The organism is Microbacterium sp. SORGH_AS_0454 (genome assembly GCF_031453395.1).
Lineage (GTDB): Bacteria > Actinomycetota > Actinomycetes > Actinomycetales > Microbacteriaceae > Microbacterium.
This window is the reverse complement of the sequence record NZ_JAVIYS010000001.1, coordinates 843,949-867,186: the sequence shown is the minus strand read 5'-3', so window position 1 is coordinate 867,186 and position 23,238 is coordinate 843,949. Positions and strand designations below refer to the sequence as shown.

Genomic DNA, 23,238 nt, shown 5'->3' with positions numbered 1-23,238 from the left:
AACCCCGCCCGGTCAGAGCGTCGAGGTGGCGTGGCCCTTCGGCAGCGCGACCACGAGCCCGCCCGCGATGATGCGGGTGTAGATGCGCGTCGCCTCACCGAACTCGTCGCCGTCCAGCTCGATCGGCTGCGCGGGGGCCGTGGCCAGTTCGATGCCGGTGCCACGGAGGTAGCGCACCGAGGTGTCCTTGCGACGCTCGAGCACGCGGCGGCCGGCGCGGAATTTGCGCAGCACCGAGTTGTCCCACACGATGCTGCGCCACACGCCCAGCCAGCCCAGCACACCGCTCGGCTGGAGGACCGCCACGTCGAGTCGGCCGTCTGCGACGGAGGCATCGGGGATGAGCGCCACGCCACCCTGCAGGGCCCCGCAGTTCGCGAAGAGCACGCTCTGCACTTTCGCCGAGTGCAAGCGGTGTCCGTCCAGCTGGTACATGACGCGGAAGGGCTTCGCCGAGACGAGCGAGCGCGCCGCTCCGTCGACATAAGCGACCCAGCCGACCTGCTTCTTCAGATCGTCACGCGTGTTCTGGATCATCGCGGCGTCCAGGCCGATGCCGGCCATGACCGAGAACCCGTGCTCTTCGACCTCGCCGTCGACGCGTCGGATGCGGGCGATGCCGGTGTCGATGGAGAGGATGTCGCCCTCGAACGTCGCACGGATCATCGCGTCGGTGTCGGTCAGTGGGAGGTTGAGGTTGCGGGCGAGCAGGTTCCCCGTGCCGCTCGGGATGATCGTGAGCGGGACGCCCGTCGAGGTCAGAGCCTCGGCCACCGCGCGCACCGTGCCGTCGCCGCCGGCCACGAGCACGGCGTCCACCTTCTCGTCGAGAGCAGCACGGGTCGCGTCGTCGCCGAGGTCGTCGACCGTCGTCTCGTAGAACAGGGGCTCGGCCCAGTCGGCGGCGACCGCGAGCTCGGCGACGCGCGCGCGCAGCGTCTCGGGCTCGACCTTGGTGGGGTTGTAGACGAGGGCGGCGCGCTTCTTCTGGGTCGGCTCGGCATCCATGGGTGCCTCGTCGCCCTCGGCGTCGACGCGCTGGGTCTTGCCCGGCGTCTCTTCCGAGGTGTCGGGGGCGACGTCCTCGGGCTGGCGGATGACGTCGTCCGGTTCGGCCGCGTCCTTCGGGTGGGGGGCGTCTTTGCGTGGACGGTCGCCGACGTCGTCGCCCAGGCGCGCGGCGTGGAAGTGGTCGTCGGAGCCCTCGGCCGCGGCGGCATCCGCCTTCACCTCGGCGGGGGCATCGGCGGAGACTGTTTCGGGAGCGTCCGCGTCGTCACGCGGCTCGTCAGGGGCGGCCATGGCATCCACCATAGGTGCGTGCTCGGTCCCGCCACCCCCGGCCGGGCGGGCTTGACGGAGGGATGCCGAAGACCCATGTGCCGCAGAGATGAGCCTGTCGTCACGCGCTGCGGCACCCGCAGCACGTGGTCGGGACGACGCAGGATCCGCCCCGGCGGCGACCATAGGATGGACGCGTGATCGACCTGACTCTGCTGCGTGAAGATCCCGAGCTCGTGAAGCGCTCCCAGATCGCCCGCGGGGAGTCGCCGGATTCGGTGGACGAGGCCCTCGCCGCCGACCGCGACCGCCGCGCCGCCATCACCGCGTTCGAAGAGCTGCGTGCCGCGCAGAACGCGCACGGCAAACGCGTCGCCCAAGCGCCCAAAGACGAGAAGGCCGCGCTCGTGGCCGAGGCGAAGGAGCTCAGCGAGCGCGTCAAGGCCGCCCAGCACGCCGTCGGCGAGGCCGAGGCCGCCGCCGACGACGCCCTCGGCAAGATCGAGAACATCGTTCTCGAGGGAGTGCCCTCCGGAGGCGAAGAGAACTTCGTCACGCTCCGCACCCACGGCGAGATCCCCGCCTTCGACTTCGAGCCGCTCGACCACCTCGCCCTCGGCGAGAAGCTCGGCGCGATCGACATGGAGCGCGGCACGAAGGTCTCGGGCAGCCGCTTCTACTTCCTTACGGGGATCGGCGCGCGTCTCGAGCTCGCGCTCATGACCCTCGCTCTCGACCGGGCGTTGCAGGCCGGTTTCACCCCGATGATCCCTCCGACGCTCGTGCGTCCCGAGGTCATGCGCGGCACCGGGTTCCTCGGCCAGCACGCCGACGAGGTGTACCACCTCGACAAAGAGGACCTTTACCTCGTGGGAACGAGCGAGGTTCCCCTCGCCGGGTACCACATGGACGAGATCCTCGATCTGGAGCGCGGCGCCAAACGCTACGCCGGGTGGTCCACCTGCTACCGCAGCGAGGCGGGCTCGTACGGCAAGGACACCCGCGGCATCATCCGCGTGCACCAGTTCAACAAGCTCGAGATGTTCGTCTACACCGACCCGGCCGACGCCGAGACCGAGCACGAGCGCCTCGTCGCCCTGCAAGAGGCGATGCTGCAGGACCTCGGTCTCGCCTACCGGCTGATCGACGTCGCCGCCGGCGACCTCGGCTCGAGCGCCGCGCGCAAATTCGACATCGAGGCGTGGGTGCCCACGCAGGGCGCCTACCGCGAGCTCACCAGCACCTCGAACTGCACGACTTATCAGGCCCGTCGCCTCGACACGCGTTTCCGCCCGGACGGCGGCAAGACGCAGCCGGTCGCCACCCTGAACGGCACCCTGGCCACGACCCGCTGGATCGTGGCCCTGCTCGAGACGCACCAGCGCGCCGACGGGTCGGTGACGGTGCCCGAGGTGCTGCGACCGTACCTCGGCGGTCTCGAGGTCATGGAGCCGATCGCGTGACCGACGAGGCCGCCCTGCCCGATACCGGTGTCGTCGAGAGCGCGCCGAAGCAGGAGGCGGCCGACCTGGTCGCCGATCTGGCCGACGAGGCGCCCGCGGGGCGCATGCTGATCGCCCTCGACATCGACGGCACGGTCCTGCTCGAAGACGACACCCTGAGCCCCGGGGTCGTCGAGGCGGCGGCCGGAGCTCAGGCTGCCGGCCACGAGGTCATGCTCGCCACCGGTCGCAGCTGGGACAGCACCCGCCCCATCATGGATCGCCTCGGCATCCGTCCCGAGTATGCGGTCTGCTCGAACGGTGCGATCGTGATGCGCCGGGTCGGAGACGCCGACGCCGCCGTGTACGAGCGTGCTCACGTCGAGACGTTCGACCCCACAGAGGTGCTGACACTTCTCGGCGAGCACCTGCCCGATGCGCACTTCCTCGTCGAACTGCCCGACGGCTCGCGACTGTTCACCGACTACCTCGACGACTGGAACCTCCAGGGCGCGAACAAGGTGTCGTTCGACGAGCTCTCGCTTCAGCCGGTCTGCCGAGTGGTCGTGGTGGCGCCCGAGCAGACCGACCAGGATTTTCTCGAGCTCGTCGAGCGCATCGGCCTCAGCCAGGTGTCGTACGCGATCGGGTGGACCGCGTGGCTCGACATCGCCCCGCAGGGCGTGGACAAGTCGACCGCCCTCGAACTCGTGCGCGGCTGGCTCGGCATCGCGCCCGAAAGCGTGCTGGTGATGGGCGATGGCCGCAACGACATCGAGATGATGCAGTGGGCGATCCGCAACGGCGGCCGCGCGGTCGCGATGCACCAGGGTCCGCCCGAGGTGCACGCCGCAGCCGGCGAGGTGGGCCTCTCGGTCACCGAGGGCGGCGTCGCCGCGATCCTGCGCGCTCTCTGATCGGTCGACGCCCGGCGGTGCGCCGACCGGCCCCCCGCGGGGTCAGACCCGCGCGGAGCCGCTCGCGACGTGCGCGGCGCGGTCGGCGAGGTACGCGGTGCGGTCCACGACGGTCGCGGGGCGGCTCGCCGCCCGGTGGTCGACGACGCGAGCCGCCTCCCACGCGACGAGACCGATCGGGGGCAGCAGCAGCAGCGCGGTCGCCCAGGCGGCTCTGAGGCCGACGGACGCCTGCGGGTCACGGATGACGACGATCGCGGCAAGGATGGATGCCGCGTAGACCAGCGCGAAGACGGCGAGAACGATCTGCGCGGACAGTGTGGTGACGACCATGATGACCTCCTCAACTCGAACGGCCCGGCGGGTCGTGGGGTGATGTTCCCGGTCTACGCCGGTCGCGGGGAGGGTTCAATCTCTGCGCGCGCGTGCGCAGCAAGTCCATAACTGCGGCGTATGCGACACTCAGACGCCGCGCGAGCCCCACGCCTCTCGCGCGGCGGCACGGAGGGTGCGCGCGTCGGAGCGGTCCAACGCCCTCCGACTGCGCGCGAGGGCCGCGCGGGCGGCATCCCGGAAGACCTCGGCCCGGTCCGGAGCGGATGCCGCGAGCGAGGCGAGACACTTCTGCAGGCGCACCTGTACCTCGACGTCGGCCGCTCCATCGCGCGCCAGAGGGCGGAAGGCGTCGTCGACGAGGTCCGTGAGGTGTGGCGCGGGGACGAACACCCGCTCGAACGCGACGGACGGATCGATCTCGACGGCGAACGCTCGCGAGAACACTCGCTGCAGGGCGGCGATCACCTCGATCGCCGTTCCGGGATCATTGGTCGCGGCCGAGAGCGCGCGGCTGCCGATCTCGGTGAGGGCGATGACCCCGAACCGCGGGTCCTGTTCGTACGTCCGGTGGTGCTCGATGCGGAACGCCCGGCGCACCGCCGCTTCGACGGCGTCGTCGACTCGGCCGGCGACGAGGGCGACGGGCACGCGGGCGTCGGCGATGCGTCCGGGTGTGGCGTGCACGTGCACTTCGAGATCGTGCTGGCGGGCGACGCGGTCGAGTCCTGCGACGTCGACATGAGTGACGTAGCCCACCTCAGTGGCATGCACGGCGACGGCTCCCGAGGGCGGCGCGATCGAGGTGCGAGCCCCCAGCGTCGGCCGTTCCACGTGCCACTCGAGGGAGGCCGTGGCGGCTTTCTCCACGCGGTCGATGACGTCGGCCATCCGCCCGAAGGTCGACAGGTGCGAGATCCATCTCAGCAGGGTGAAGACGACGATCCCGATGACGACCAGTGTGCTGACGAAGAGGATCGCCCGCCCTTGCGGGTGGTAGTAGCCCGTCGACAGGGCGACGATCCCGACGAGCGAGAACGTGAAGGCGCCGACGAAGGTCGACACGGCGTTCTGCGACGTCGTATCGGCGATCAGCAGGGGCGTCGAGCGCGGGGTCGCCGTCGTCGTCGCCGAAGAGAACGCCGTGACCATCGCCGTCACCGAGAAGGTGCTCACCGTGAGCATCGCCGTGGCGATGATCTGCAGCAGCGAGCCCACGGCATCCTGGCCCAGCTCCAGACCGAACTGGAACGGCAGGAGCGGTCCGAGAAGACCCGCGGCCAGGGCCACGACGACGCCGATGACCGTGAAGAGCGCCGCGCGCACCCACACCTGCCTTCCGAGTCGGAGGAAGAAGGATGCCAGCGGGCCGCGGGTCGTCATCGCCATGACGACGACGCTATCCGGCGCGTCCTCTCGAACGCGGGGGCTGGACGAGACCCTTTACGCACCTGAGAACGCCGTTTGATGCGCCTATGGATATGCGATGGAAATATGCGGCAACTTGTCCGACATGCTGCCCTGTCAGAGTCGGGGCACCCCTCACGATCTCCGGATGCCGACAGGCCCGCGCGGCCCGCGATCGTGCTCGTTCCATCACCCGAGGAGCCTGCCCCCCATGTCTTCACACAGCCCCGTCCCACGCCCGAGAGCGTCACGCCGTCTCGGCGTCGTCCTCGTGGCGGCCCTGGCCCTCTTCGGGCCTCTGGCTGCCGCGCCCGCGGCTCACGCCGCGCCTCCCGCCGCGACGCTCTCGCTCGCGCTGAGCCCGACGAGCGTCACCGAGGGCGAGTCGTTCGTGGCCACCATCACGGGGGCGGCGGTGAGCGACCTGTACTCGTACGACCTGTAGCTCACCTACGACCCCGCGCTCGTCGAGCCCGGCGCCGACGCGCCCACCGGTCCCGCCGGCGGATTCACCTCGCAAGTCACCGGACCCGGCACCCTCACCGTCTCGCACACGCGCCTCGGGTCCTCTCCGGGACTCTCGGGGGCGAGCGATGTGGTCCTGGCATCCGTCCCTCTCCGTTCTCTCGCGGCGGGGTCCGCCCTCGTCCAGCTGTCGTCGGTGCGTCTGGTGTCGTCGACCGGAGAGGTGGTGACGGCGACCGCCGTGGCATCCGGAACCGTCGTCATCGCGGCAGTGCCCGCTCCCGTGCCGCAGCCCTCGGTGTCGCAGCCGTCGTCTCCCTCGGCCTCCGCATCGGCCACGGCCACCCCGGCGCCCGCGGCCCAGGGCCCGGGTGACCTCGCGACGACAGGAATCGATGCGACCCCGTGGTTGATCTCCGGCGCCCTCGGTGTCGCCCTCGTCGCCGGAGGCGCGCTGATCGTGCTCCGCCGTCGTCAGGCGGTGCGCGAATGACCGCGTTCCGCTCGTCCGTCCCCTCTCGTGAAGGATCCGTCATGACCCCCCTGGCCCGCCGTGTTCTGGCCGTGTCCGCCTCGCTCGGCGTCGTCGTCGCCGGGGCCGTCGTCGCTCCGGCCGCTGCCCTCGCCGCTCCCGCTCCCGCTCCCGTCGAGGCTCCCTTCCAGGCGCCGTATTACACCGAGCTCGACGTCACCGGCGATGAGCAGGTGACCACGGCCGACCTCGAGGCCCTCGCCCCGCACCTGGGGGCGACCTCGGGCGGTGCCGGATGGACGGATGCCGCGCGCTTCGACCTCGACGACGACGGTGCCGTGACGGCATCCGACCTCGCTCTTCTCTCGGAGCGCATCATCTACGACGACGGCCCGTTCGAGATCGTCGAGGCCGACGCGGTGGCGATGCAGGCGGCGATGAACGCCGGTGTCATCACGTCGGTGTCGCTCACCCAGCAGTACCTCGACCGCATCGCGGCGTACGACAAGGCCGTTCGTCCCGCCGGTGTGCGCCCGCTCAACTCGATCATCACGACGAGCGAGGTCGCGCTGAAGGCTGCCGCGGCCGCCGACGCGATCCGGGCCGAGAAGGGCATGACCGGAATGCTCCTCGGCATCCCCGTCGCCCTGAAGGACAACTACAACACCGTCGACATGCCCACCACCGCCGGCTGCGGCTGCTGGAACGGCAACCAGACCTCGACCGACGCCACGATGGTCAAGGGCCTCCGCGCCGACGGGGCGGTCATCGTCGCCAAGGCCTCGATGGACGAGTTCGCCATCAACCTGTCGTCGCAGTGGTCGGCCTTCCAGCCCAACGGAACGGCGCTGACCGTCTCGAGCCCCTACGACACCACGCAGACCTCGGGCGGCTCGAGCGGAGGAACGGGAGCGGCCATCGCGGCCAACCTCGCCGGCATCGGCTTCGGCACCGACACGGGTGGGTCGATCCGCATCCCCTCGACGTACAACCAGCTCGTGGGCGTGCGTCCGACCGTCGGCCTCGCCAGCCGCGACGGCATCGTGCCCCTCGCGCTCTCGCAGGACACCGGTGGTCCGATCGCCCGTTCGGTCCAGGATGCCGCGATCGCCCTCGACGCGGTCGTCGGCGAAGACGCGGGTGACCCCGTCACCGCGCGGCAGGCCGGCAAGGTGCCGGAGACCTACACGTCGTACCTCGACAGCGGGTCGCTGAATGGCAAGAAGTTCGGGTACTTCCCCCGACTGGTGGGCACGAACACATCGACCGTTGCGGCGTTCGAGAAGGCGGTAGACGCGCTGGAAGCAAAGGGGGCGACCGTCGTCGAGCTGACTCCACCCACCGGGTTCGATGCCATCGTGGGTGAGGGGCAGCGGCAGTGGTCCGGAGTTCAACCACGACCTGCAGAACTACATCAACGCGTACCTCAACCCCTCGGTGAGCGCGCGGAGCCTGCTCGCGATCTCGCAGTCACCGAACATCGTTCCGACTCGCGCGAGCAACCCCTACGGTCAACGCGCAGCCGTGACGGAGTCGACCTACCAGGCCTGGGCGGGTCCGCAGGGGTCGCACACCCTGCAGCTCGCCAAGGGCAAGCAGATCATGACCGATTTCATGAACGAGCAGAAGCTGGATGCCATCATCTATCCCAGCGCGAACGCCTACACCGTCGTCTCGACCGCCAACATGCGCTTCAGCCCTAATACGGGCTTGCCGGCGGTGACGGTGCCGATGGGACAGGCCCTGACAAGTGGCGGAACCGCCGGTGGAGTGAACCTGGAGTTCCTCGGTCGCGACTTCTCCGAGGGACCGCTGCTCGGCTTCGCCTACGGCTTCGAGCAGGCGACCCACGCCCGGACGACGCCGGCTCTGTACGGCCCGCTCGGCTGAGCTCGGTCGGCGGCCCCGGGTGCACGTTCGCCCGGGGCCGCCGCGCTCACGTCCCGTCGTGTCGCGCCGCGTTCGCGGCTCGGTAGACTCGGTGCGTTCAGGAGGGTTGTCCGAGCGGCCGATGGACCTGGTCTTGAAAACCAGTGGGCAGCAATGTCCCGTGGGTTCGAATCCCACACCCTCCGCCACGCGAGAAGCGGGCCCCGTGGGGTCCGCTTCTTGCGTTCTGACCGGCTGAGCGGGATGAGAACACAGTTGGGCCCACGCCGCCGGAGGCTCCGCCGGGCGCAAAGCGGACGGTGGAGGGGCGATGGGGAGAATCCCACACCCTCCGCGACGACGAAGGCAGGCCCGCGGGGGCCCGCCTTCGTTTTTTCACCTGGCTGAGCGGCACGAGACCGTCCACGCCCGAGGCTCTCGCATCGGGATCGTCATGTTCTGCGCCGCCCGGAACGCATCTCTCGGCCGCACCTGTCGGCCCGGCCGAGAGATGCGCCGGTCAGCTCACGACGAGCAATCGGGGGTCGACGCTCGTGCCGCTGATGGATGTCCATGCGCTCGTGCCCGACTCGCTGATCCACCACGCTCCCGCCCCCGTGTTCGGGAAGAACACGTCTGCCGTGCCGTTTCCGGTCACGTCTGCGAGCTGCAGGTCTTGCAGCGGTACGTTCGCGGTGTTCGTGATGGTCCATGCGGTGTTCCCGCCGTAAGAGACCCACCACCGTCCGTCGCGTCCGTTGGGCCAGAAGACGTCGTCCTTCCCATCGCCATTGAGGTCGCCGAACTTCAGTTCCGCCCCCGGCACATTGGCAGAGTTGAGGATCTGCCACCCGGTGTTCCCGCCGTACGAGACCCACCAGTCGCCGTTCGGGTGCGCGTAGAACACGTCGCTCTTGCCATCTCCGTTGAAGTCTGCGATTCGCACATCCGTTGCCGGAACACCCGTGTTCAGAATCTGCCATCCGGTGTTTCCGCTATAGGAGACCCACCATTCGGAGTTGGTGGGGTTGGCGTAGAACACGTCAGCTTTTCCATCCCCGTTGAAGTCGCCCAACTGCAACTCCTGGCCGCCGAGGCTCGGAGCGCTGTTCATGACTGTCCAGCCGCTGGTGCCGCCATACGAGACGAGCCAGTTGCCGTTCGGTTGCGGAGCGAAGACATCGTCTTTGCCGTCGCCGTTGAAGTCGGCGAACTGGAACAGCTTCGTATCGATGTTCGCGGTGTTCAGGATTCGCCATGGGGCGGAGCCGCCGTCGGATGCCCACCACTGGCCGTTGGGGTTGCCGTAGAAGACATCTGCTTTTCCGTTGCCGTCGAAGTCCGTCGAATTTGCGGATCTCGGCAGGCCACAGCCCGCGTATAGCGCGAAGCCGGGGTAGTCGGGGCAGACATCGAAGCTGTCTGGAACGCCATCGCCGTCGCGATCCGGCGGGGGCGGTGTCGTCGGGGTGGAGCTGCTTCCCAGCCCAGGGAAGTCCATGCTCATGGCGGATCCCCGTGAGACGTTTCTGCCGCACGAGAAGGCATTGTTGGTGACGTTCGCGCCGTTCCGTTTGAGCTCGAAGTGCAGGTGGGCGCCGAAGGAGTTTCCGGTGTTGCCGACGATTCCGATCTGCTGACCCCGAGAGACCGTCTGCCCCTGAGCGACGGGTGGTGCGTCCCTCATGTGGGCATAGAGCGTGGTGTAGCCGCTCGTATGAGTGATGACGACGTAATTGCCATAGCTGGTGCTGCCGTAGTTGACGACTCTCAGCGTCACGGTGCCGTCGAATGCGGCAACGATGGGAGTTCCGCCGTTGCCCGCGATGTCGACGCCCTGGTGATCCGATGGCCGTCCTTCGCACCGATCTTCGACGAGCCCGGTGACGGTTCCCGATACGGGATAGATCATCGCCCCGAACTCGGCATGTGCCGGCGGTGCGCTGGCGATCTGCGTCACCACTCCGACCGCTGCGAACATCATCGCTGCCGCGAGAGTCGCGGCCCTTCTTCGAATTGTCTGGCCCATGCGTCATCCTCTTTTATCGACGAGTAGCCCTCTTTCCACGGACATGACCCCGTGGGCGGATGGCGGGAGATCGCAGCTGCAGTCACGAACCTATCGACGCGCTGTCAGGCTTCTCTGTCGGAACTTTGGGGGACATGCGACGCCGACGCCTGCTGGGCCGTGCGCACGTTCGCGCGAGATCGCCCCGCGGCCCACCTCACCCGGGCGAAACGCCCGATCCTCACGGCATTCACAGATCGCGGTCCCTAGTATTACCCCGACCTCTCGCCGATTCGTCGAGGTCGACGTGCTGCCGGGCCGGTGGCATCCGTCTCGAAAGGACCCGAGTGAGCAAGACCTCCACCCCGCGCGGTCAGCGAACCGTCGCGCGTCACGGGCGACTCACGTCGCCGGGCCCTCTGTCTCAGCTGTTCCGCGGTGTGGCGATCGCCCTCGCCGTCCTCTTGGTCTCGGGCGGCGCCGTCCTCGCTTACGCCGCGGTCGACCTCACCCAGAGCTTCACCGCCGACGCGGTCGAGCTGAAGGGCCAGCCGGCCGTTCCGCCGGACCTCGGAGAGCTCAAGGGCGGCGTGAACATGCTCCTCGTCGGTACCGACGAATGCGAGCCGAGCTTCGCCCAGCTCTTCGGCGACCGTTGCACCGGCGCCGACTCCGAGGGCAGCCTCAACGACGTCAACATGCTCGTGCACATCTCTGACGCGCCTCGCCGCGTCACGGTCATCTCGTTCCCTCGCGACCTCATGGTGCCGATCCCCTCGTGCACCGACAAGGACGGCAACGAGACCTCCGCGATGAGCAAGCAGCAGATCAACTCCGCGTTCTCGTACGGCGGACTCTCGTGCGTCGTGCAGACCGTCTCTGAGCTGAGCGGTCTCGAGATCCCCTTCGCCGCGAAGGTGAGCTTCGGCGGCGTCATCAACATCACCGATGCGATCGGCGGCGTCGACGTCTGCATCGCCAACGGCATCAAGGACCGCTACACCGGCATCGACTGGCCCGCCGGCATGCGCACGGTGCAGGGCCTCGACGCTCTGCAGTTCCTCCGTACCCGGCACGGTGTCGGCGACGGCGGCGACCTGGGCCGCATCTCGAACCAGCAGCAGTACATGTCGCGTCTGGCGAACAAGCTCAAGAGCCAGGACGTGCTGTCGAACCCCGCGACGCTCTACAAGCTCGCCTCGACCGCGCTGCGCAACGTCGACCCCTCGACCTCGCTGACGAACCCGCTGACGCTCGTGCAGATCGCCTCCGCGGTCAAGGACGTGCCGTTCAACGAGATCGTGTTCATCCAGTACCCGACGTACACCGACCCCTCCAACCCCAACCGCGTCGTGCCCGACCGCACCGACGCCGACACGCTGTGGGCGGCTCTCTCGGCGAATCAGCCCCTCGAGCTGTCGGGCAATCTCAGCGACGGCAACGGCGTGGTCGTGGACAAGAATGCGACGCCGGCTCCCACCCAGACGCCCGCCCCGGTCGAGACCGCCAGCCCGACGCCGACCGCGACCTCTCAGGCCTCGCCCGCGCCCACGTCGGACGCGATCCAGCTGCCGAGCGGCATCGCCGGACAGACCGCCGCGCAGTCCACCTGCTCGAACGGAAACGTCCGCGGCTGAGTCTCGCCGCCCGGCATCTCGAACGTGGTTCGAATGCCGGGCGGCATCCGGTTAGTATGGACCGGTGTGCTCGCGCCGTCAGGCGTCGATCACTTGGAGACGTCGCATAGTCAGGCCTAGTGCACCACCCTGCTAAGGTGGAGTCCCCGTAAGGGGACCGAGGGTTCAAATCCCTCCGTCTCCGCAGAAAAAGCCCCGGCGCGCCGGGGCTTTTCTCGTTCCTGTCGTCCGCCCTGTCTGCCAAAGGGCGCGTCGGTCGAATGCAGGTACGGGCTCAGCCGGGGCAGCGGCGACGAGTTCCATCGCGCTCGCGTGCACGACGGCCGAGGCCACCTCTCCCCGCTTTCCGCAATGGGCTCGGCGGACGACGGATGCCGTGGCATCCCACCTCGAGAAGCGTGACGGTCAGACCGCCCCGGGTCATCACCGTCGAGCGGAGTCGTTCAGGCGCCTCCGAACCTCTCCGTTCGCACGTGGGCGGGATCATGTCCGGCGTCGATGAGCCACCTCGCGACGGCCTCGACGAAGGGGGTCGGGCCGCAGACGTAGATGCGCGGCCGCTCGTGTGGGGAAAACGCGGCGCTGCGCAGGCTTTCGGGTGTCACTCGGCCGGGCGGTACCGACGACCCGGTCGGCGCGCGACGGGTGTAGACCATGTCCCGACGGAAGCGGTCGTCGGTGAGGGCGGTCAGCTCGTCCGCGAAGAACACGTCTGCGGGAGAACGCACCGAGTACAACAGGCGGAACGGTGCGGGGTCGTTGCTCATCGCGTGCGCCGAAGCCATCGCGAAGAGGGGGACGACCCCCGAGCCGCCCGCGATCAGTTGCACGGGCGCGGGGTCGTCGGAGGGATGCCACACGAAGAACGCCCCCAGCGGGCCGTGCACCTCGATCTGGTCTCCGGGGCGCAGATCGTGGACGAGGAACGGCGAGACCTCGCCGTCGGGTACCTCGTCAACGGCGAGGACGAGCCGCGTGCCCGCGCCCGACGAGGCGAGCGAGTACGACCGCGACGCCTGGTAGCCGTCGGGGGCGGTGAGGCGGACGTCGATGTGAGCGCCCGCGTCGTTGCCGGGCCAGGTGGGCACGTCGAGCTCGATGCGGCGCGCCGTCGGCGTCTCGGGGCGCGAGTCGATGACGGTCGCGACGTGCCAGGCGGGGGAGCGGCGGGTCACCCGTACCGCTCTTCCCGCCACGGGTCGCCGTGCAGGTGATAGCCGTTCTGCTCCCAGAACCCGGGCTTGTCGGCGGGCATCGTGATGAGCCCCTGCACCCACTTCGCGCTCTTCCAGAAGTACAGGTGGGGCACGAGCAACCGTGCGGGTCCCCCGTGCTCGGGGGTGAGGGGTGCCCCGTCGGCTTCGAAGGCGATCCAGCTCTTGCCGCCGAGCAGGTCGTCGAGCGCGATGTTCGTCGTGTAGCCGCCGAAGGAGTGCACCATCGCGTAGCGGTGCGAGGTCTCGACCTCGGCGAAGAGGCGGTCGAGGGAGACGCCCCGCCAGGGCATGTCGAGTTTGGTCCAATGCGTGACGCAGTGGATGTCGACGGTGATGTCCTCCATCCCGAGCGCCTCGAGCTCGGCGCGGGTCCAGCGGTGCACACCGTTCTCCGTACCGATCGCGAACTCCCACGTCTCGTCGGTGACGACGGGGGTCGGGCCGGCCGAGAGCACGGGCCAGTCGCCGACGAGCGTCTGCCCGGGCGGAAGCCGCGGATCGCGCTCCCGTCGCCGGCCCGAGAACCCTCGCGTGATGAACGACATACGACCCCCTGCTGCTCGTGTTGGCCTCACCCTAACCACGGGCGTGCGCGGAACACAGCGCCTGGACAGGAGGAGAATCGGCGAGCGGGGGACCTGACGCCGCGGAATGTCCTCCCCCGCACGATCCCCCCGCGCGAAGCGACCCCGCGCGCCACCCCGGTCGAGGCGGTGCCCCCGCCCGATAGGGTCGTGCCTGCGGTGCGCGTGCGCCGTAGCCCTCGCACCCCCGGGAGAAGCGCATGTCGGTCGGTCTGCTCGCCGTTGTGGATGACATCCTCAGCGCCGCCATGCGCGCGAGCGCGAAGACGGCCGGCGTCGTGATCGACGACGCCGCCGTGACCCCGCAGTACGTGCAGGGGCTCACCCCCGCGCGTGAGCTGCCCGTGGTCTGGAAGATCGCGCTCGGCAGCATCATCAACAAGTACGTGATCATCATCCCGATCGCGCTGCTGCTCACGGCTTTCGCGCCGTGGGTGCTGCCGTATCTGCTCATCATCGGCGGTGGGTTCCTCTGCTTCGAGGGTGCCGAGAAGGTGCTCGAGTGGTTCGGCGTGAGCCACGGCGAGCACGGCGCCGACGAACCGCGCGACGAGAAGAAGCTCGTCCTCGGCGCCGTCCGCACCGACCTCATCCTCAGCACCGAGATCATGCTCATCGCCCTGTCGAGTCTCGACCCCGACTTCGGCATCTGGATGACGCTGGGGGCGCTGCTCGTCATCGGCCTGGCCATGACGGTGGTCGTCTACGGTGCGGTCGCGCTGCTGGTCAAGATCGACGACATCGGTCTGCGGTTCATGAAGAGCCCGTCGCGCGGGGTCCGTCGCTTCGGCGCCCGGGTCGTGGCATCCATGCCCGCGGTCTTCCGCGTGATCAGCGTCATCGGCACCGTCGCGATGCTGTGGGTCGGGGGCCACCTCGTGCTGCAGAACCTCGCCGAGACGCTGTGGTCGGGGCCCTACGACGTGGTCCATCTCGTCACGCACGCGATCGAGGCCGCCGGGCCCGTGGTGGTGTGGATCGTCGAGACCGCGATGTCGGCTGTCTTCGGGCTGATCCTGGGGCTCGTCATCGTGGGCGTCGTGACCGGCATCGCGCGACTGACGCGACGCGGCGCAGCCGCGCACTGAAGATCACCCGCGGGCGGCCGAGCAGCCCCCGCACAGTTCCATTCCCGGCGCCGTACGCGCCGCCCGGCGCGGTCAGTCGTCGAGTCGCGAGTGCTCGCCGAGGCGGTGCCACGCACGGTTGTGGTAGACCAGCGCCGCCCCCGGCTCGCCCGGTTCGAGGTCGCGCTCGACGTCGACCTGCAGGGCTTGAGCGGCGATGACCGTGGAGCCGCCGGCATCCATCCGGCTGACGATCTTGCATCGCAGCCAGGCGCGCACGCCGTGATACACGGGTTCGCCGGTGGCCAGGCGCGACCAGGTGGAGGTGTCGGCGAAGCGGTCGAGGCCGCTGGTGGCTCCCGCGCGGGCGAGCGAGATGTCCTCGGCGTCGAGCAAGTGCACGACGATCGTGTCGGCGGCGATGATCGTCGGCGTCGCCGACGACAGGGCCGACACCGAGAAGATGAGCAGGGGCGGGTCAGCGCTCACCGACGACACCGACGAGGCGGTGAGGGCGACGGGGCCGTTCTCGCCGTAAGCGGTGATGACGGCGATGCCGCCGGGGTGACCGCGGAAGGCCCTCTTGAAGTCGTCCGCCGAGACCGAGGTGCCGATGGCGGGGGTGCCCTCGGGGGCGCCGTGCGGAAGCGAAGTCATGTCTACGACGGTAAGCGCTTCTGCCGGGGGCCGGTCCTTCGGACGCAACACGGCGAAACGCTATCAGCGATCACGCGGAGGGATCGCGTCACGGTGTGAGGCTTCACATTTATCAATCCGTGACCTTTGGTGCGACGTAATTGCTTGACACATCTCGTTCTGTGAGCGCTAACATTCACACACGGCCCACCCGAGGGGCTGCATCACATGACCGGCATCGGAGCCGGCGAAACGAGGAGGTTTCATCATGAAGGCGAACAAGATCATCGCGGGCATCGCGCTCGTCGGCGCGATCGCGTTCACGGCCACCGGCTGCGCCGGTGCGGGCGGTGGCGGAAACGCCGGTGGCGGCACCGGCGACAAGATCACGGTCGGCTTCGCCCAGACCGGTTCCGAGAGCGGATGGCGCAGCGCCAACACCGAGTCGATGAAGGAGGCGTTCAGCGAGGCCAACGGCTTCAACCTCGTCTTCAACGCCGCCGACAACAAGCCCGAGGCGCAGATCGCCGCCGTCCGCAGCTTCATCAACCAGGGTGTCGACGCCATCGTGCTCGCCCCCATCGTGAGCGACGGCTGGGACGACGTCCTCAAAGAGGCGAAGGATGCCAACATCCCCGTCATCCTCGAAGACCGTACGGTCTCGGCATCCGACGACCTCTACGCGAGCTGGATCGGCCTCGACTTCAAGCAGGAGGGCGAGACCGCGGGCAAGTGGGTCGCCGACAACTTCGGCAAGACGCCCACCAACCTCGTCGTTCTCGAGGGCACCACGGGTTCGTCCGCCGCGACCGACCGCGCCACCGGCTTCAACGACGCGATCAAGGGCACCGACATCAAGGTCCTCGATTCGCAGACCGGTAACTTCACCCGCGCCGACGGCAAGACCGTCATGGAGGGCTTCCTGCAGAAGTACGGCTCGCAGATCAACCTGCTCTTCGCCCACAACGACGACATGGGCCTCGGCGCCCTCGAGGCGATCAAGGCGGCCGGTCTCAAGCCCGGCACCGACATCAAGATCGTCACCATCGACGCGGTGAAGGACGGTATGACCGCCCTGTCCAACGGCGAGTTCAACTACATCGTCGAGTGCAACCCGCTCCTCGGCGAGAAGACCGCCGAGGTCGTGAAGAAGGTCGTGGCCGGCGAGTCCGTCGACAAGAGCTACATCGTCGAGGACCAGGCGTTCGACCAGGAGCAGGCCAAGAAGGTCCTGGACAGCCGCCCCTACTGATCCGCAGGGATCCGTCGTCGACTCCCCTCGACGACACCCCGGCATCGACGGAACATCCTCCCCGGCGTGCGGGGTCGGTATCCACCGGCCCCGCACGCTCCCGATCCGAGAAAGCGATCGACAATGACATTCGAACGGGTCGCCGTGCAGACAGCCGAACGGGCAGCCGTGGTCGCGATGCGCGGCATCAGCATCCAGTTCCCCGGGGTGAAGGCGCTCGACGGCGTGGACTTCACCCTCTACGCCGGCGAAGTGCACTCCCTCATGGGAGAGAACGGCGCCGGAAAGTCCACCCTCATCAAGGCCCTGACCGGCGTGTACGGGATCGACGAAGGCGTCATCCGCGTCGGCGGGACCGAGCGTCAGTTCCGCGCCACCGCCGACGCCCAGGCCGCGGGCATCGCCACCGTCTATCAAGAGGTCAACCTCTGCCAGAACCTCACCGTCGGTGAGAACGTCATGCTCGGCAACGAGATCCGTCGCGCCGGCATGGTCGACTGGAAGGCCACGCACGCCGCGGCCGCCACCTACCTCGCCGAGCTGGGCGTGCACATCGATACCCGATCGATCCTGGCCAGCCACTCGATCGCCGTGCAGCAGCTGGTCGCGATCAGCCGCGCCATGGTCGTCGATACCAAGGTCCTCGTACTCGACGAGCCCACCTCGAGCCTCGACCGCGGTGAGGTCGAGCAGCTGTTCGGCGTCATCCGGGATCTGCGCGACCGCGGCGTGGCCATCCTCTTCGTCTCGCACTTCCTCGACCAGATCTACGAGATCTCCGACCGTCTCACGGTGCTGCGCAACGGCACCCTGGTGGGGGAGTACCCCGTCGCCGAACTCGGCCGCGAGCAGCTCGTCGCGAAGATGATCGGCCGTGAGCTCGGCGAGCTCGATGCGATCTCCGCCAGTGCTGAGAGACCGATCGACCGCACCGGAACCCCGGTGCTGCGCACTCTGTCGCTCGGGCGCAAGAACGCCCTCGAGCCGGTCGACCTCGACGTCTACCCGGGCGAGGTCGTGGGGCTGGCCGGGCTCCTGGGCTCCGGCCGCACCGAACTCGCCCGCCTCATCGCCGGCGCCGATCGGCCCGACGACGGCACCGTGCAGGTGTCCGGCTCGGGCGCGCGCACCGGGTCGCCCCGTCACGCTCTCGACCGCGGCATCGCGTTCTCGTCCGAGGACCGCCGTGCCGAGGGCATCGTCGGCGACCTGACCGTCGCCGAGAACATCGTGCTCGGCATCCAGGCCCGCCGGGGAGCGCTGCGCAAGATCAGCGCGGCCGAGAAGCAGGCGGTCGTCGAGGAGTACATCACCGCCCTCGGCGTGCGCCCGGCCGATCCCAACGCCCTCATCCGAAACCTCTCGGGCGGCAACCAGCAGAAGGTGCTCCTGGCACGATGGCTCGCCACCGCCCCCGAATTGCTCATCCTCGACGAACCCACCCGCGGCATCGACGTCGGTGCGAAGGCCGATATCCAACGCAAGGTGGCCGAGCTCGCCGAGAAGGGCCTCGCGGTCATCTTCATCTCGTCCGAACTAGAAGAGGTCCTGCGCCTCGCGCAGCGCGTGGCCGTGTTGCGCGACCGTCGTAAGATCGGCGAACTGGCCACCCGCGACGTCGACCTCGACGCCCTCGTGGCCTACATCGCCGAGGGGCAATCCGAGTCGGCGACCGCCGAAACGCCGCACGCCGCACCCGAGACACCGTCGTCCGATCGGGAGAAGATCGCATGAAGAAATTCCTCACCCACCGCCTCGTGTGGCCGATCGCGGCTCTGCTCGCGCTCATCGCCATCAACACGATCTCGCGGCCGTCCTTCCTGAGCATCACGGTGCAGAACGGTCAGTTCTACGGGTCGCTGATCGACATCCTGCGCAACAGCGCGCCCCTCATGCTCGTCGCCCTCGGCATGACCCTGGTCATCGCCACTCGCGGCATCGACCTCTCGGTCGGCGCGATCATGGCCGTCTCGGGGGCCGTCGCCCTCACCGTCATCGAGGCCTCGCCCGACCCCGGCAACCTCGGGGTGGTCTTCACCGCGATCGCCGCGGCGGTCGGCGTCGCCCTGATCCTCGGTGTCTGGAACGGCTTCCTCGTCTCGGTGCTCGGCATCCAGCCGATCATCGCGACGCTGGTGCTCATGCTCGCCGGACGCGGGGTCGCCCTGCTCATCACGGGCGGCTTCATCACCACGATCAACAGTGATCCCTACAAGTTCATCGCCGGCGGGTACGTTCTGGGCCTCCCCTTCGCGTTCTTCGTCGCGATCTTCGCGGTGATCGTCGTCGGCATCCTCGAACGGCGAACGGCCCTCGGCATGCTGACCGAGGCGGTCGGTATCAACCCCGAGGCCAGCCGCCTGGCGGGTGTCCGCTCGCGCGGCATCATCTGGGGGGCCTACATCGCCAGCGGCGCCCTCGCGGGTATCGCGGGCATCCTCTACAGCTCGAACATCATGGCCGCCGACGCCAACGCCGCCGGTCTCTACATCGAACTGGATGCCATCCTCGCGGTCGTTCTGGGCGGTACCTCGCTCGCGGGGGGAAAGTTCAGCCTCGCCGGCACCGTCGTGGGCGTCTTCACCATCCAGACGCTGAAGAGCACCATCACCTTCCTCGGTGTTCCGCCCGCGGTCAGCCCCGTGTTCATGGCCGCGGCGGTGCTCATCGTGGTGCTGCTGCAGTCGAAGCGCTTCCGTGCCTACTTCCACACGGCCGGGCGCAGCGCGCTCCGTCCGATCACCCGACGTCCTGACGCAAAGGTGCTGTCCTGATGGCCACTCTCACCGAAGAACGACGCTCGACGTCGTCGCCCGCGGTCTCGTACCGTCGCTTCCTCAGCCGTCACATCTCGTGGGTGCCCGTCTTCGCCGCGGTCATCATCCTCGTCGTGATGATCGCGGGGGCCATGTGGTACTTCCCGAACTTCCAGCTGAACCGCATCATGTCGTCGATCCTGCTCGACAACGCCTACCTGCTCGTGCTCGCGGTGGGCATGACCTTCGTCATCCTCACCGGCGGCATCGATCTGTCGGTGGGAGCCGTGATGGCGTTCACCGGCATCCTGTGCGCGAAGATGCTCGGCGACGGCGTCCCGGTCGCGGTCGCCATCCCCGCGATGGTGCTCATCGGCGCGGCGATCGGCCTGCTGATCGGCGTACTGGTGCAGTTCTTCGACGTGCAGCCCTTCATCGCGTCGCTGATCGGGATGTTCCTCGCTCGCGGCCTGGCCTTCGTCGTCAGCCTCGAATCGATCAAGGTCGACAACGAAGGACTGCTGTGGCTGCAGTCGACGCGCTTCTCGTTCGCGGGCTGGTACATCACCCCGACCGGCATCATCGCGCTGCTGACCGTCGCGCTCGCCGCGTTCGTCCTGCGCTACACGCGATTCGGGCGCGCGGTCTACGCGGTGGGCGGCAACGAGCAGTCGGCTCGCCTGATGGGCCTTCCCGTCGTCCGTGCCAAGCTGTCGGTCTACGTCATCAGCGGTGTGTGCGCGGGCCTGGCCGGTATCGTCCTGACCGCGTACTCGGGCGCCGGCTACCCCCTGAACGGCGTGGGCACCGAGCTGGACACCATCGCCGCGGTGGTCATCGGCGGCACTCTGCTGACCGGAGGCAGCGGGTTCGTCCTCGGCTCGATGATCGGCGTCTTCGTCTACGGGCTGATCCGCACGATCATCTCCTTCTCGGGAGCAGAACAGTCCTGGACGCGCATCACCGTGGGCGCCCTGCTGCTGCTGTTCGTGGTCGTGCAGCGCGTGATCGTGTCGCGCTCCGCCCTGAGCCGTTGACTTCCGGCCGGGGCGGCGCGAAACACGCTCCGCCTCGGTGTTAGCGCTCTCGCCCCGACGCGGGCATGATTGACCCCATGCCCGCCGCCGTCGCCCCGCCCCTTCTTGAGGTGCGCGGGGCGTCGGTGCGTTTCGGCGTCGAGTCGGCGCTCTCGGGCGTCGACTTCCGGCTGCAGGCCGGCGAGGTCCACTCGCTCATGGGCGAGAACGGTGCCGGCAAGTCGACGCTGATCAAGGCGATCACCGGAGCCCTCCGCCTCGACAGCGGCCAGATCCTCATCGAGGGCGCGCCCGTGCGACTGTCGTCCCCCGCCGAGGCCCAGGCGGCCGGCATCTCGACGGTCTACCAGGAGATCGATCTCCTCCCCAATCTCACGGTGGCCGAGAACATCTCCCTCGGCCGCGAGCCCCGAAAGTGGGGCATGATCGACCACGCCGCTATGCGTCGTCGGGCCACATCCGCCCTGGCGTCTCTGGGTGTCGAGGTGGATCCGGCCTCGATCCTGTCGTCGCATCCGCTGGCGATCCAGCAACTCGTCGCCATCGCTCGCGCGGTCTCGGTCGACGTCAAGGTGCTCGTCCTCGACGAGCCGACCTCGAGCCTCGACGCCGACGAGGTCGCCGAGCTCTTCCGGGTCATCCGCGAGCTGAAGGACACCGGCATCGCGGTCGTGTTCGTCTCGCACTTCCTCGACCAGGTCTACGAGATCTGCGACCGCGTCACGGTCCTGCGTGGGGGCCACCTCGTCGGTGAGTACGCCACGAGGGAGCTGTTGCGCATCGATCTCGTGGAGAAGATGCTCGGTGCCGCCGCGGACGTTCTCGCGCCCCTGGGCCAGCGCACCGTCGATGACAGCGAGGGTCCCGCTGTCGTCAGCGCGCGCGGCCTGAGTGCCGGCTCCCGACTGCGCGAGGCCGATCTCGATCTCGCCGAGGGGGAGGTGATCGGGGTCGCGGGTCTTCTCGGTTCCGGCCGAAGCGAGCTGGCCCGGGCGCTGACCGGCGTGGACCAGCCGGGATCGGGGGAGGTGCTCGTGGATGGTGTGTCGGCGCGATTCCGTTCGCCGCGTGAGGCCATGAGCCGCCGTATCGCCTATTCGTCCGAGAACCGTCGCACCGAGGGCGTCATCGGCGACCTGAGCGTCCTCGACAACATCAGCCTCGCGCTGCAGGCTCAGCGAGGAGTGCTGCGGAGGATGAGCACGGCGCGGCGCCGCGAACTGGCCACCAGCTGGGTCGAGGCTCTGCACATCCGCCCCGCCGACATCGATCGCCCGGTCTCGACGCTGTCGGGCGGCAACCAGCAGAAAGTGCTTCTCGCGCGCCTGCTCGCTCTCTCACCCCGCGTGATCGTCCTGGACGAGCCCACGCGGGGCATCGACGTGGGCGCCAAGGCGGAGATCCAGCGGCTCGTCGGTGAGCTGTCCGACAACGGGCTCTCGATCATCTACATCTCGGCCGAGCTCGACGAGGTGCTGCGTGTGGCGCACCTGGTGGCGGTCATGCGAGACGGAGTCCTCGCGCAGATCGTCCCCGCCGTCGATCTCACCCCCGATGCCCTCCTGGCTCTCGTGGCGGGGCACGAGAGTCCCGGTGAGGCGGTCCATGGCTGACGACAAAGCGGCGCGTACGGCGAACATCTTCGATGTGGCCCGCCTGGCGGGCGTCTCGCATCAGACGGTCTCGCGCGTCCTGAACAACATGCCGAACGTGCGCCCGGCCACGCGCGCGCGAGTCGAGCAGGCCATCGCGCAGCTGCGGTACAGCCCGTCGCCGGCCGCCCGGGCCCTCGTCACGCGCCGGACCCGCACCATCGGCCTCGTCACCCCGGGCAGTGTCGACTACGGCCCCTCGTCGATCGCGATGAACTTCAACTTCGCGGCCCGCGCCGCGCGGTACAACGTCGACGCGATCAGCTCCCCGCAGGGCGACGCCGTGGCGGTGAGAGCGGCCATCGACGGGCTCTTGAAACAGCGAGTGGATGCCATCGTGCTCATCGTCGTGGACACCGAGGTGCTGGCATCCGTGCAGGCCCTCGACCTCGACATCCCGGTCGTGGCGTCGGCGACGACGAGTCGGCCGCACCCGCGCCTGGTCGCCATCGACCAGTACCGAGCGGCCCGGAGCGCGGTACGACACCTGCGCGAGGCGGGCTACGGCCCGATCCGCCACATCGCCGGCCCCGCTCGAAACCCCGACGCCGTCGAGCGCATCCGCGGGTGGCGCGAAGAGCTCGCGTCCTCGCGCAGCGAGTCGATGGACCTCGTGCACGGGGACTGGTCGGCCGAGAGCGGATACCGCATCGCCGGCGAGGCCGACATCGCCCCGGGCGAGGGCATCTTCGTCGCCAACGACCACATGGCGATCGGCGTGCTCTCGGCTCTGCGCGAGCGTGGGCTGCGCGTGCCGGAGGACGTCGGTGTCGTCGGCATCGACGATGTCCCGGAGGCGGCGTTCCTCTACCCGTCCCTGACGACGGTGCGGCAGGACTTCGCGGCCCTCGGAGAGATCCTCATGCAGAAGGTGCTGCTGGCCGTCGAAGACCCCGACACCGTGAGCGAGAGCACCCCCCTTCCCACGCGACTCATCGTGCGCGACTCGGCGCCGACCGTGCGTCCCACCGGCTCGCATCGCTCGCGCTGATCGCGCCGACGCGTCCCGCGGGCGCGGATGCTCGAGCGATCGATGGGCGAGAGGGAGGTCTCGGCCGCGAAACGCGAGGCCGTGACATCGCTCCCACGGCCGGCGGGTGGGGCTGTTGACGTAACCATGCTGGTCATTGCGTGGTGTGAGCGCTAACATGCGAAGGACCGTCGAAGACGACGGTTCCTGCAATGACGCACCCCGAGAGGACCCCC

The 23,238-nt window shown here is 68.8% G+C and carries 21 protein-coding genes and 2 tRNA genes; 16 read left to right on the top strand and 7 right to left on the bottom strand.

The genetic code is table 11. The annotated features are described in order from the left end of the window. Window positions 1–12: 12 nt before the first annotated feature. Window positions 13–1,302: a diacylglycerol kinase family protein gene (locus QE454_RS04030; RefSeq protein ID WP_307457883.1), complete on the bottom strand. Its 1,290-nt coding sequence runs from the start codon at window positions 1,300–1,302 to the stop codon at window positions 13–15. Window positions 1,303–1,478: 176 nt separating this feature from the next. Between QE454_RS04030 and serS the strand changes: the two genes are divergently transcribed. Then, on the top strand, window positions 1,479–2,744 hold the full coding sequence (serS, locus tag QE454_RS04025) for a serine--tRNA ligase (protein WP_307457887.1): 1,266 nt from the start codon (window positions 1,479–1,481) through the stop codon (window positions 2,742–2,744). Further along, complete coding sequence (locus tag QE454_RS04020; RefSeq protein ID WP_210076905.1) at window positions 2,741–3,640, top strand: HAD family hydrolase; 900 nt, start codon at window positions 2,741–2,743, stop codon at window positions 3,638–3,640. Before serS ends, QE454_RS04020 begins: the two co-directional genes overlap by 4 nt. A gap of 42 nt (window positions 3,641–3,682) precedes the next feature. On the opposite strand, the gene QE454_RS04015 is transcribed toward QE454_RS04020, so the two are convergent. Next, window positions 3,683–3,973 carry a PLDc N-terminal domain-containing protein gene (locus tag QE454_RS04015; RefSeq protein ID WP_210076906.1) on the bottom strand — a complete coding sequence of 97 codons (291 nt, stop codon included), beginning with the start codon at window positions 3,971–3,973 and terminating at the stop codon, window positions 3,683–3,685. A gap of 129 nt (window positions 3,974–4,102) precedes the next feature. Beyond that, window positions 4,103–5,362, bottom strand: coding sequence for a DUF2254 domain-containing protein (locus QE454_RS04010; protein ID WP_210076907.1), 1,260 nt, complete (start codon window positions 5,360–5,362; stop codon window positions 4,103–4,105). A 229-nt stretch (window positions 5,363–5,591) separates the two neighbouring features. Here QE454_RS04010 and QE454_RS04005 point away from each other — a divergent pair, with 229 nt between their 5' ends. The 5 genes from QE454_RS04005 (at window position 5,592) to QE454_RS03985 (ending at window position 8,395) form a co-directional block, all read left to right on the top strand. Beyond that, complete coding sequence (locus QE454_RS04005) at window positions 5,592–5,825, top strand: hypothetical protein (RefSeq protein WP_307457896.1); 234 nt, start codon at window positions 5,592–5,594, stop codon at window positions 5,823–5,825. A 150-nt stretch (window positions 5,826–5,975) separates the two neighbouring features. Then, window positions 5,976–6,338, top strand: coding sequence for an LPXTG cell wall anchor domain-containing protein (locus QE454_RS04000; RefSeq protein ID WP_307457898.1), 363 nt, complete (start codon window positions 5,976–5,978; stop codon window positions 6,336–6,338). Window positions 6,339–6,379: 41 nt separating this feature from the next. After that, window positions 6,380–8,020, top strand: coding sequence for an amidase family protein (locus tag QE454_RS03995; RefSeq protein WP_309668535.1), 1,641 nt, complete (start codon window positions 6,380–6,382; stop codon window positions 8,018–8,020). Then, on the top strand, window positions 7,932–8,207 hold the full coding sequence (locus QE454_RS03990) for a hypothetical protein (protein ID WP_309668534.1): 276 nt from the start codon (window positions 7,932–7,934) through the stop codon (window positions 8,205–8,207). The genes QE454_RS03995 and QE454_RS03990 overlap by 89 nt, the downstream gene beginning before the upstream one ends. A gap of 100 nt (window positions 8,208–8,307) precedes the next feature. Beyond that, window positions 8,308–8,395 (top strand) — tRNA-Ser (locus QE454_RS03985). A gap of 311 nt (window positions 8,396–8,706) precedes the next feature. Here the strand turns inward: QE454_RS03985 and QE454_RS03980 are convergent. Continuing rightward, a complete protein-coding gene (locus QE454_RS03980; RefSeq protein WP_307457903.1) occupies window positions 8,707–10,215 on the bottom strand; it encodes a VCBS repeat domain-containing M23 family metallopeptidase in 1,509 nt (502 codons plus the stop codon). A 326-nt stretch (window positions 10,216–10,541) separates the two neighbouring features. Between QE454_RS03980 and QE454_RS03975 the strand changes: the two genes are divergently transcribed. Together QE454_RS03975 and QE454_RS03970 are read left to right on the top strand one after the other, a co-directional pair. Next, window positions 10,542–11,831, top strand: a complete 1,290-nt coding sequence (locus QE454_RS03975; RefSeq protein ID WP_210076911.1) for an LCP family protein — start codon at window positions 10,542–10,544, stop codon at window positions 11,829–11,831. Window positions 11,832–11,926: 95 nt separating this feature from the next. After that, window positions 11,927–12,015: transfer RNA gene (locus QE454_RS03970), tRNA-Ser, on the top strand. Window positions 12,016–12,274: 259 nt separating this feature from the next. On the opposite strand, the gene QE454_RS03965 is transcribed toward QE454_RS03970, so the two are convergent. After that, window positions 12,275–13,006, bottom strand: a complete 732-nt coding sequence (locus QE454_RS03965) for an FAD-binding oxidoreductase (protein ID WP_307457907.1) — start codon at window positions 13,004–13,006, stop codon at window positions 12,275–12,277. Then, complete coding sequence (locus tag QE454_RS03960; protein ID WP_210076913.1) at window positions 13,003–13,593, bottom strand: molybdopterin-dependent oxidoreductase; 591 nt, start codon at window positions 13,591–13,593, stop codon at window positions 13,003–13,005. Before QE454_RS03960 ends, QE454_RS03965 begins: the two co-directional genes overlap by 4 nt. A gap of 239 nt (window positions 13,594–13,832) precedes the next feature. On the opposite strand from QE454_RS03960, the gene QE454_RS03955 reads away from it, so the two are divergent. After that, window positions 13,833–14,720 (top strand): DUF808 domain-containing protein, encoded by an 888-nt coding sequence (locus QE454_RS03955; protein WP_307457911.1) that lies wholly within the window; start codon window positions 13,833–13,835, stop codon window positions 14,718–14,720. Between the two features lie 72 nt (window positions 14,721–14,792). Here the strand turns inward: QE454_RS03955 and QE454_RS03950 are convergent, their stop codons facing one another. Continuing rightward, the gene (locus QE454_RS03950; protein WP_210076915.1) at window positions 14,793–15,356 is read right to left on the bottom strand and encodes a flavin reductase family protein; all 564 of its coding nucleotides are present in this window, start codon (window positions 15,354–15,356) and stop codon (window positions 14,793–14,795) included. A 247-nt stretch (window positions 15,357–15,603) separates the two neighbouring features. Between QE454_RS03950 and QE454_RS03945 the strand changes: the two genes are divergently transcribed. The 6 genes from QE454_RS03945 (at window position 15,604) to QE454_RS03920 (ending at window position 23,023) form a co-directional block, all read left to right on the top strand. Beyond that, window positions 15,604–16,587 (top strand): ABC transporter substrate-binding protein, encoded by a 984-nt coding sequence (locus tag QE454_RS03945; RefSeq protein ID WP_210076916.1) that lies wholly within the window; start codon window positions 15,604–15,606, stop codon window positions 16,585–16,587. A gap of 123 nt (window positions 16,588–16,710) precedes the next feature. Beyond that, window positions 16,711–18,321 carry a sugar ABC transporter ATP-binding protein gene (locus tag QE454_RS03940; RefSeq protein WP_210076917.1) on the top strand — a complete coding sequence of 537 codons (1,611 nt, stop codon included), beginning with the start codon at window positions 16,711–16,713 and terminating at the stop codon, window positions 18,319–18,321. Then, the gene (locus QE454_RS03935) at window positions 18,318–19,361 is read left to right on the top strand and encodes an ABC transporter permease (protein ID WP_210076918.1); all 1,044 of its coding nucleotides are present in this window, start codon (window positions 18,318–18,320) and stop codon (window positions 19,359–19,361) included. Before QE454_RS03940 ends, QE454_RS03935 begins: the two co-directional genes overlap by 4 nt. After that, window positions 19,361–20,380, top strand: a complete 1,020-nt coding sequence (locus QE454_RS03930) for an ABC transporter permease subunit (RefSeq protein ID WP_307457925.1) — start codon at window positions 19,361–19,363, stop codon at window positions 20,378–20,380. Before QE454_RS03935 ends, QE454_RS03930 begins: the two co-directional genes overlap by 1 nt. A gap of 77 nt (window positions 20,381–20,457) precedes the next feature. After that, the gene (locus QE454_RS03925) at window positions 20,458–21,993 is read left to right on the top strand and encodes a sugar ABC transporter ATP-binding protein (RefSeq protein ID WP_267788249.1); all 1,536 of its coding nucleotides are present in this window, start codon (window positions 20,458–20,460) and stop codon (window positions 21,991–21,993) included. Next, window positions 21,986–23,023 carry a LacI family DNA-binding transcriptional regulator gene (locus QE454_RS03920; protein WP_307457927.1) on the top strand — a complete coding sequence of 346 codons (1,038 nt, stop codon included), beginning with the start codon at window positions 21,986–21,988 and terminating at the stop codon, window positions 23,021–23,023. Before QE454_RS03925 ends, QE454_RS03920 begins: the two co-directional genes overlap by 8 nt. Window positions 23,024–23,238 lie beyond the last annotated feature (215 nt).

Bases quoted from the DNA above. Each gene is read 5' to 3' on its own strand.
- QE454_RS04030 (WP_307457883.1), bottom strand. From the start codon at position 1,302: ATGGCCGCCCCTGACGAGCCGCGTGACGACGCGGACGCTCCCGAAACA.
- QE454_RS04015 (WP_210076906.1), bottom strand. From the start codon at position 3,973: ATGGTCGTCACCACACTGTCCGCGCAGATCGTTCTCGCCGTCTTCGCG.
- QE454_RS04010 (WP_210076907.1), bottom strand. From the start codon at position 5,362: ATGGCGATGACGACCCGCGGCCCGCTGGCATCCTTCTTCCTCCGACTC.
- QE454_RS04005 (WP_307457896.1), top strand. From the start codon at position 5,592: ATGTCTTCACACAGCCCCGTCCCACGCCCGAGAGCGTCACGCCGTCTC.
- QE454_RS03995 (WP_309668535.1), top strand. From the start codon at position 6,380: ATGACCCCCCTGGCCCGCCGTGTTCTGGCCGTGTCCGCCTCGCTCGGC.
- QE454_RS03990 (WP_309668534.1), top strand. From the start codon at position 7,932: ATGAACGAGCAGAAGCTGGATGCCATCATCTATCCCAGCGCGAACGCC.
- QE454_RS03980 (WP_307457903.1), bottom strand. From the start codon at position 10,215: ATGGGCCAGACAATTCGAAGAAGGGCCGCGACTCTCGCGGCAGCGATG.
- QE454_RS03960 (WP_210076913.1), bottom strand. From the start codon at position 13,593: ATGTCGTTCATCACGCGAGGGTTCTCGGGCCGGCGACGGGAGCGCGAT.
- QE454_RS03955 (WP_307457911.1), top strand. From the start codon at position 13,833: ATGTCGGTCGGTCTGCTCGCCGTTGTGGATGACATCCTCAGCGCCGCC.
- QE454_RS03950 (WP_210076915.1), bottom strand. From the start codon at position 15,356: ATGACTTCGCTTCCGCACGGCGCCCCCGAGGGCACCCCCGCCATCGGC.
- QE454_RS03945 (WP_210076916.1), top strand. From the start codon at position 15,604: ATGAAGGCGAACAAGATCATCGCGGGCATCGCGCTCGTCGGCGCGATC.
- QE454_RS03940 (WP_210076917.1), top strand. From the start codon at position 16,711: ATGACATTCGAACGGGTCGCCGTGCAGACAGCCGAACGGGCAGCCGTG.
- QE454_RS03935 (WP_210076918.1), top strand. From the start codon at position 18,318: ATGAAGAAATTCCTCACCCACCGCCTCGTGTGGCCGATCGCGGCTCTG.
- QE454_RS03930 (WP_307457925.1), top strand. From the start codon at position 19,361: ATGGCCACTCTCACCGAAGAACGACGCTCGACGTCGTCGCCCGCGGTC.
- QE454_RS03925 (WP_267788249.1), top strand. From the start codon at position 20,458: ATGCCCGCCGCCGTCGCCCCGCCCCTTCTTGAGGTGCGCGGGGCGTCG.
- QE454_RS03920 (WP_307457927.1), top strand. From the start codon at position 21,986: ATGGCTGACGACAAAGCGGCGCGTACGGCGAACATCTTCGATGTGGCC.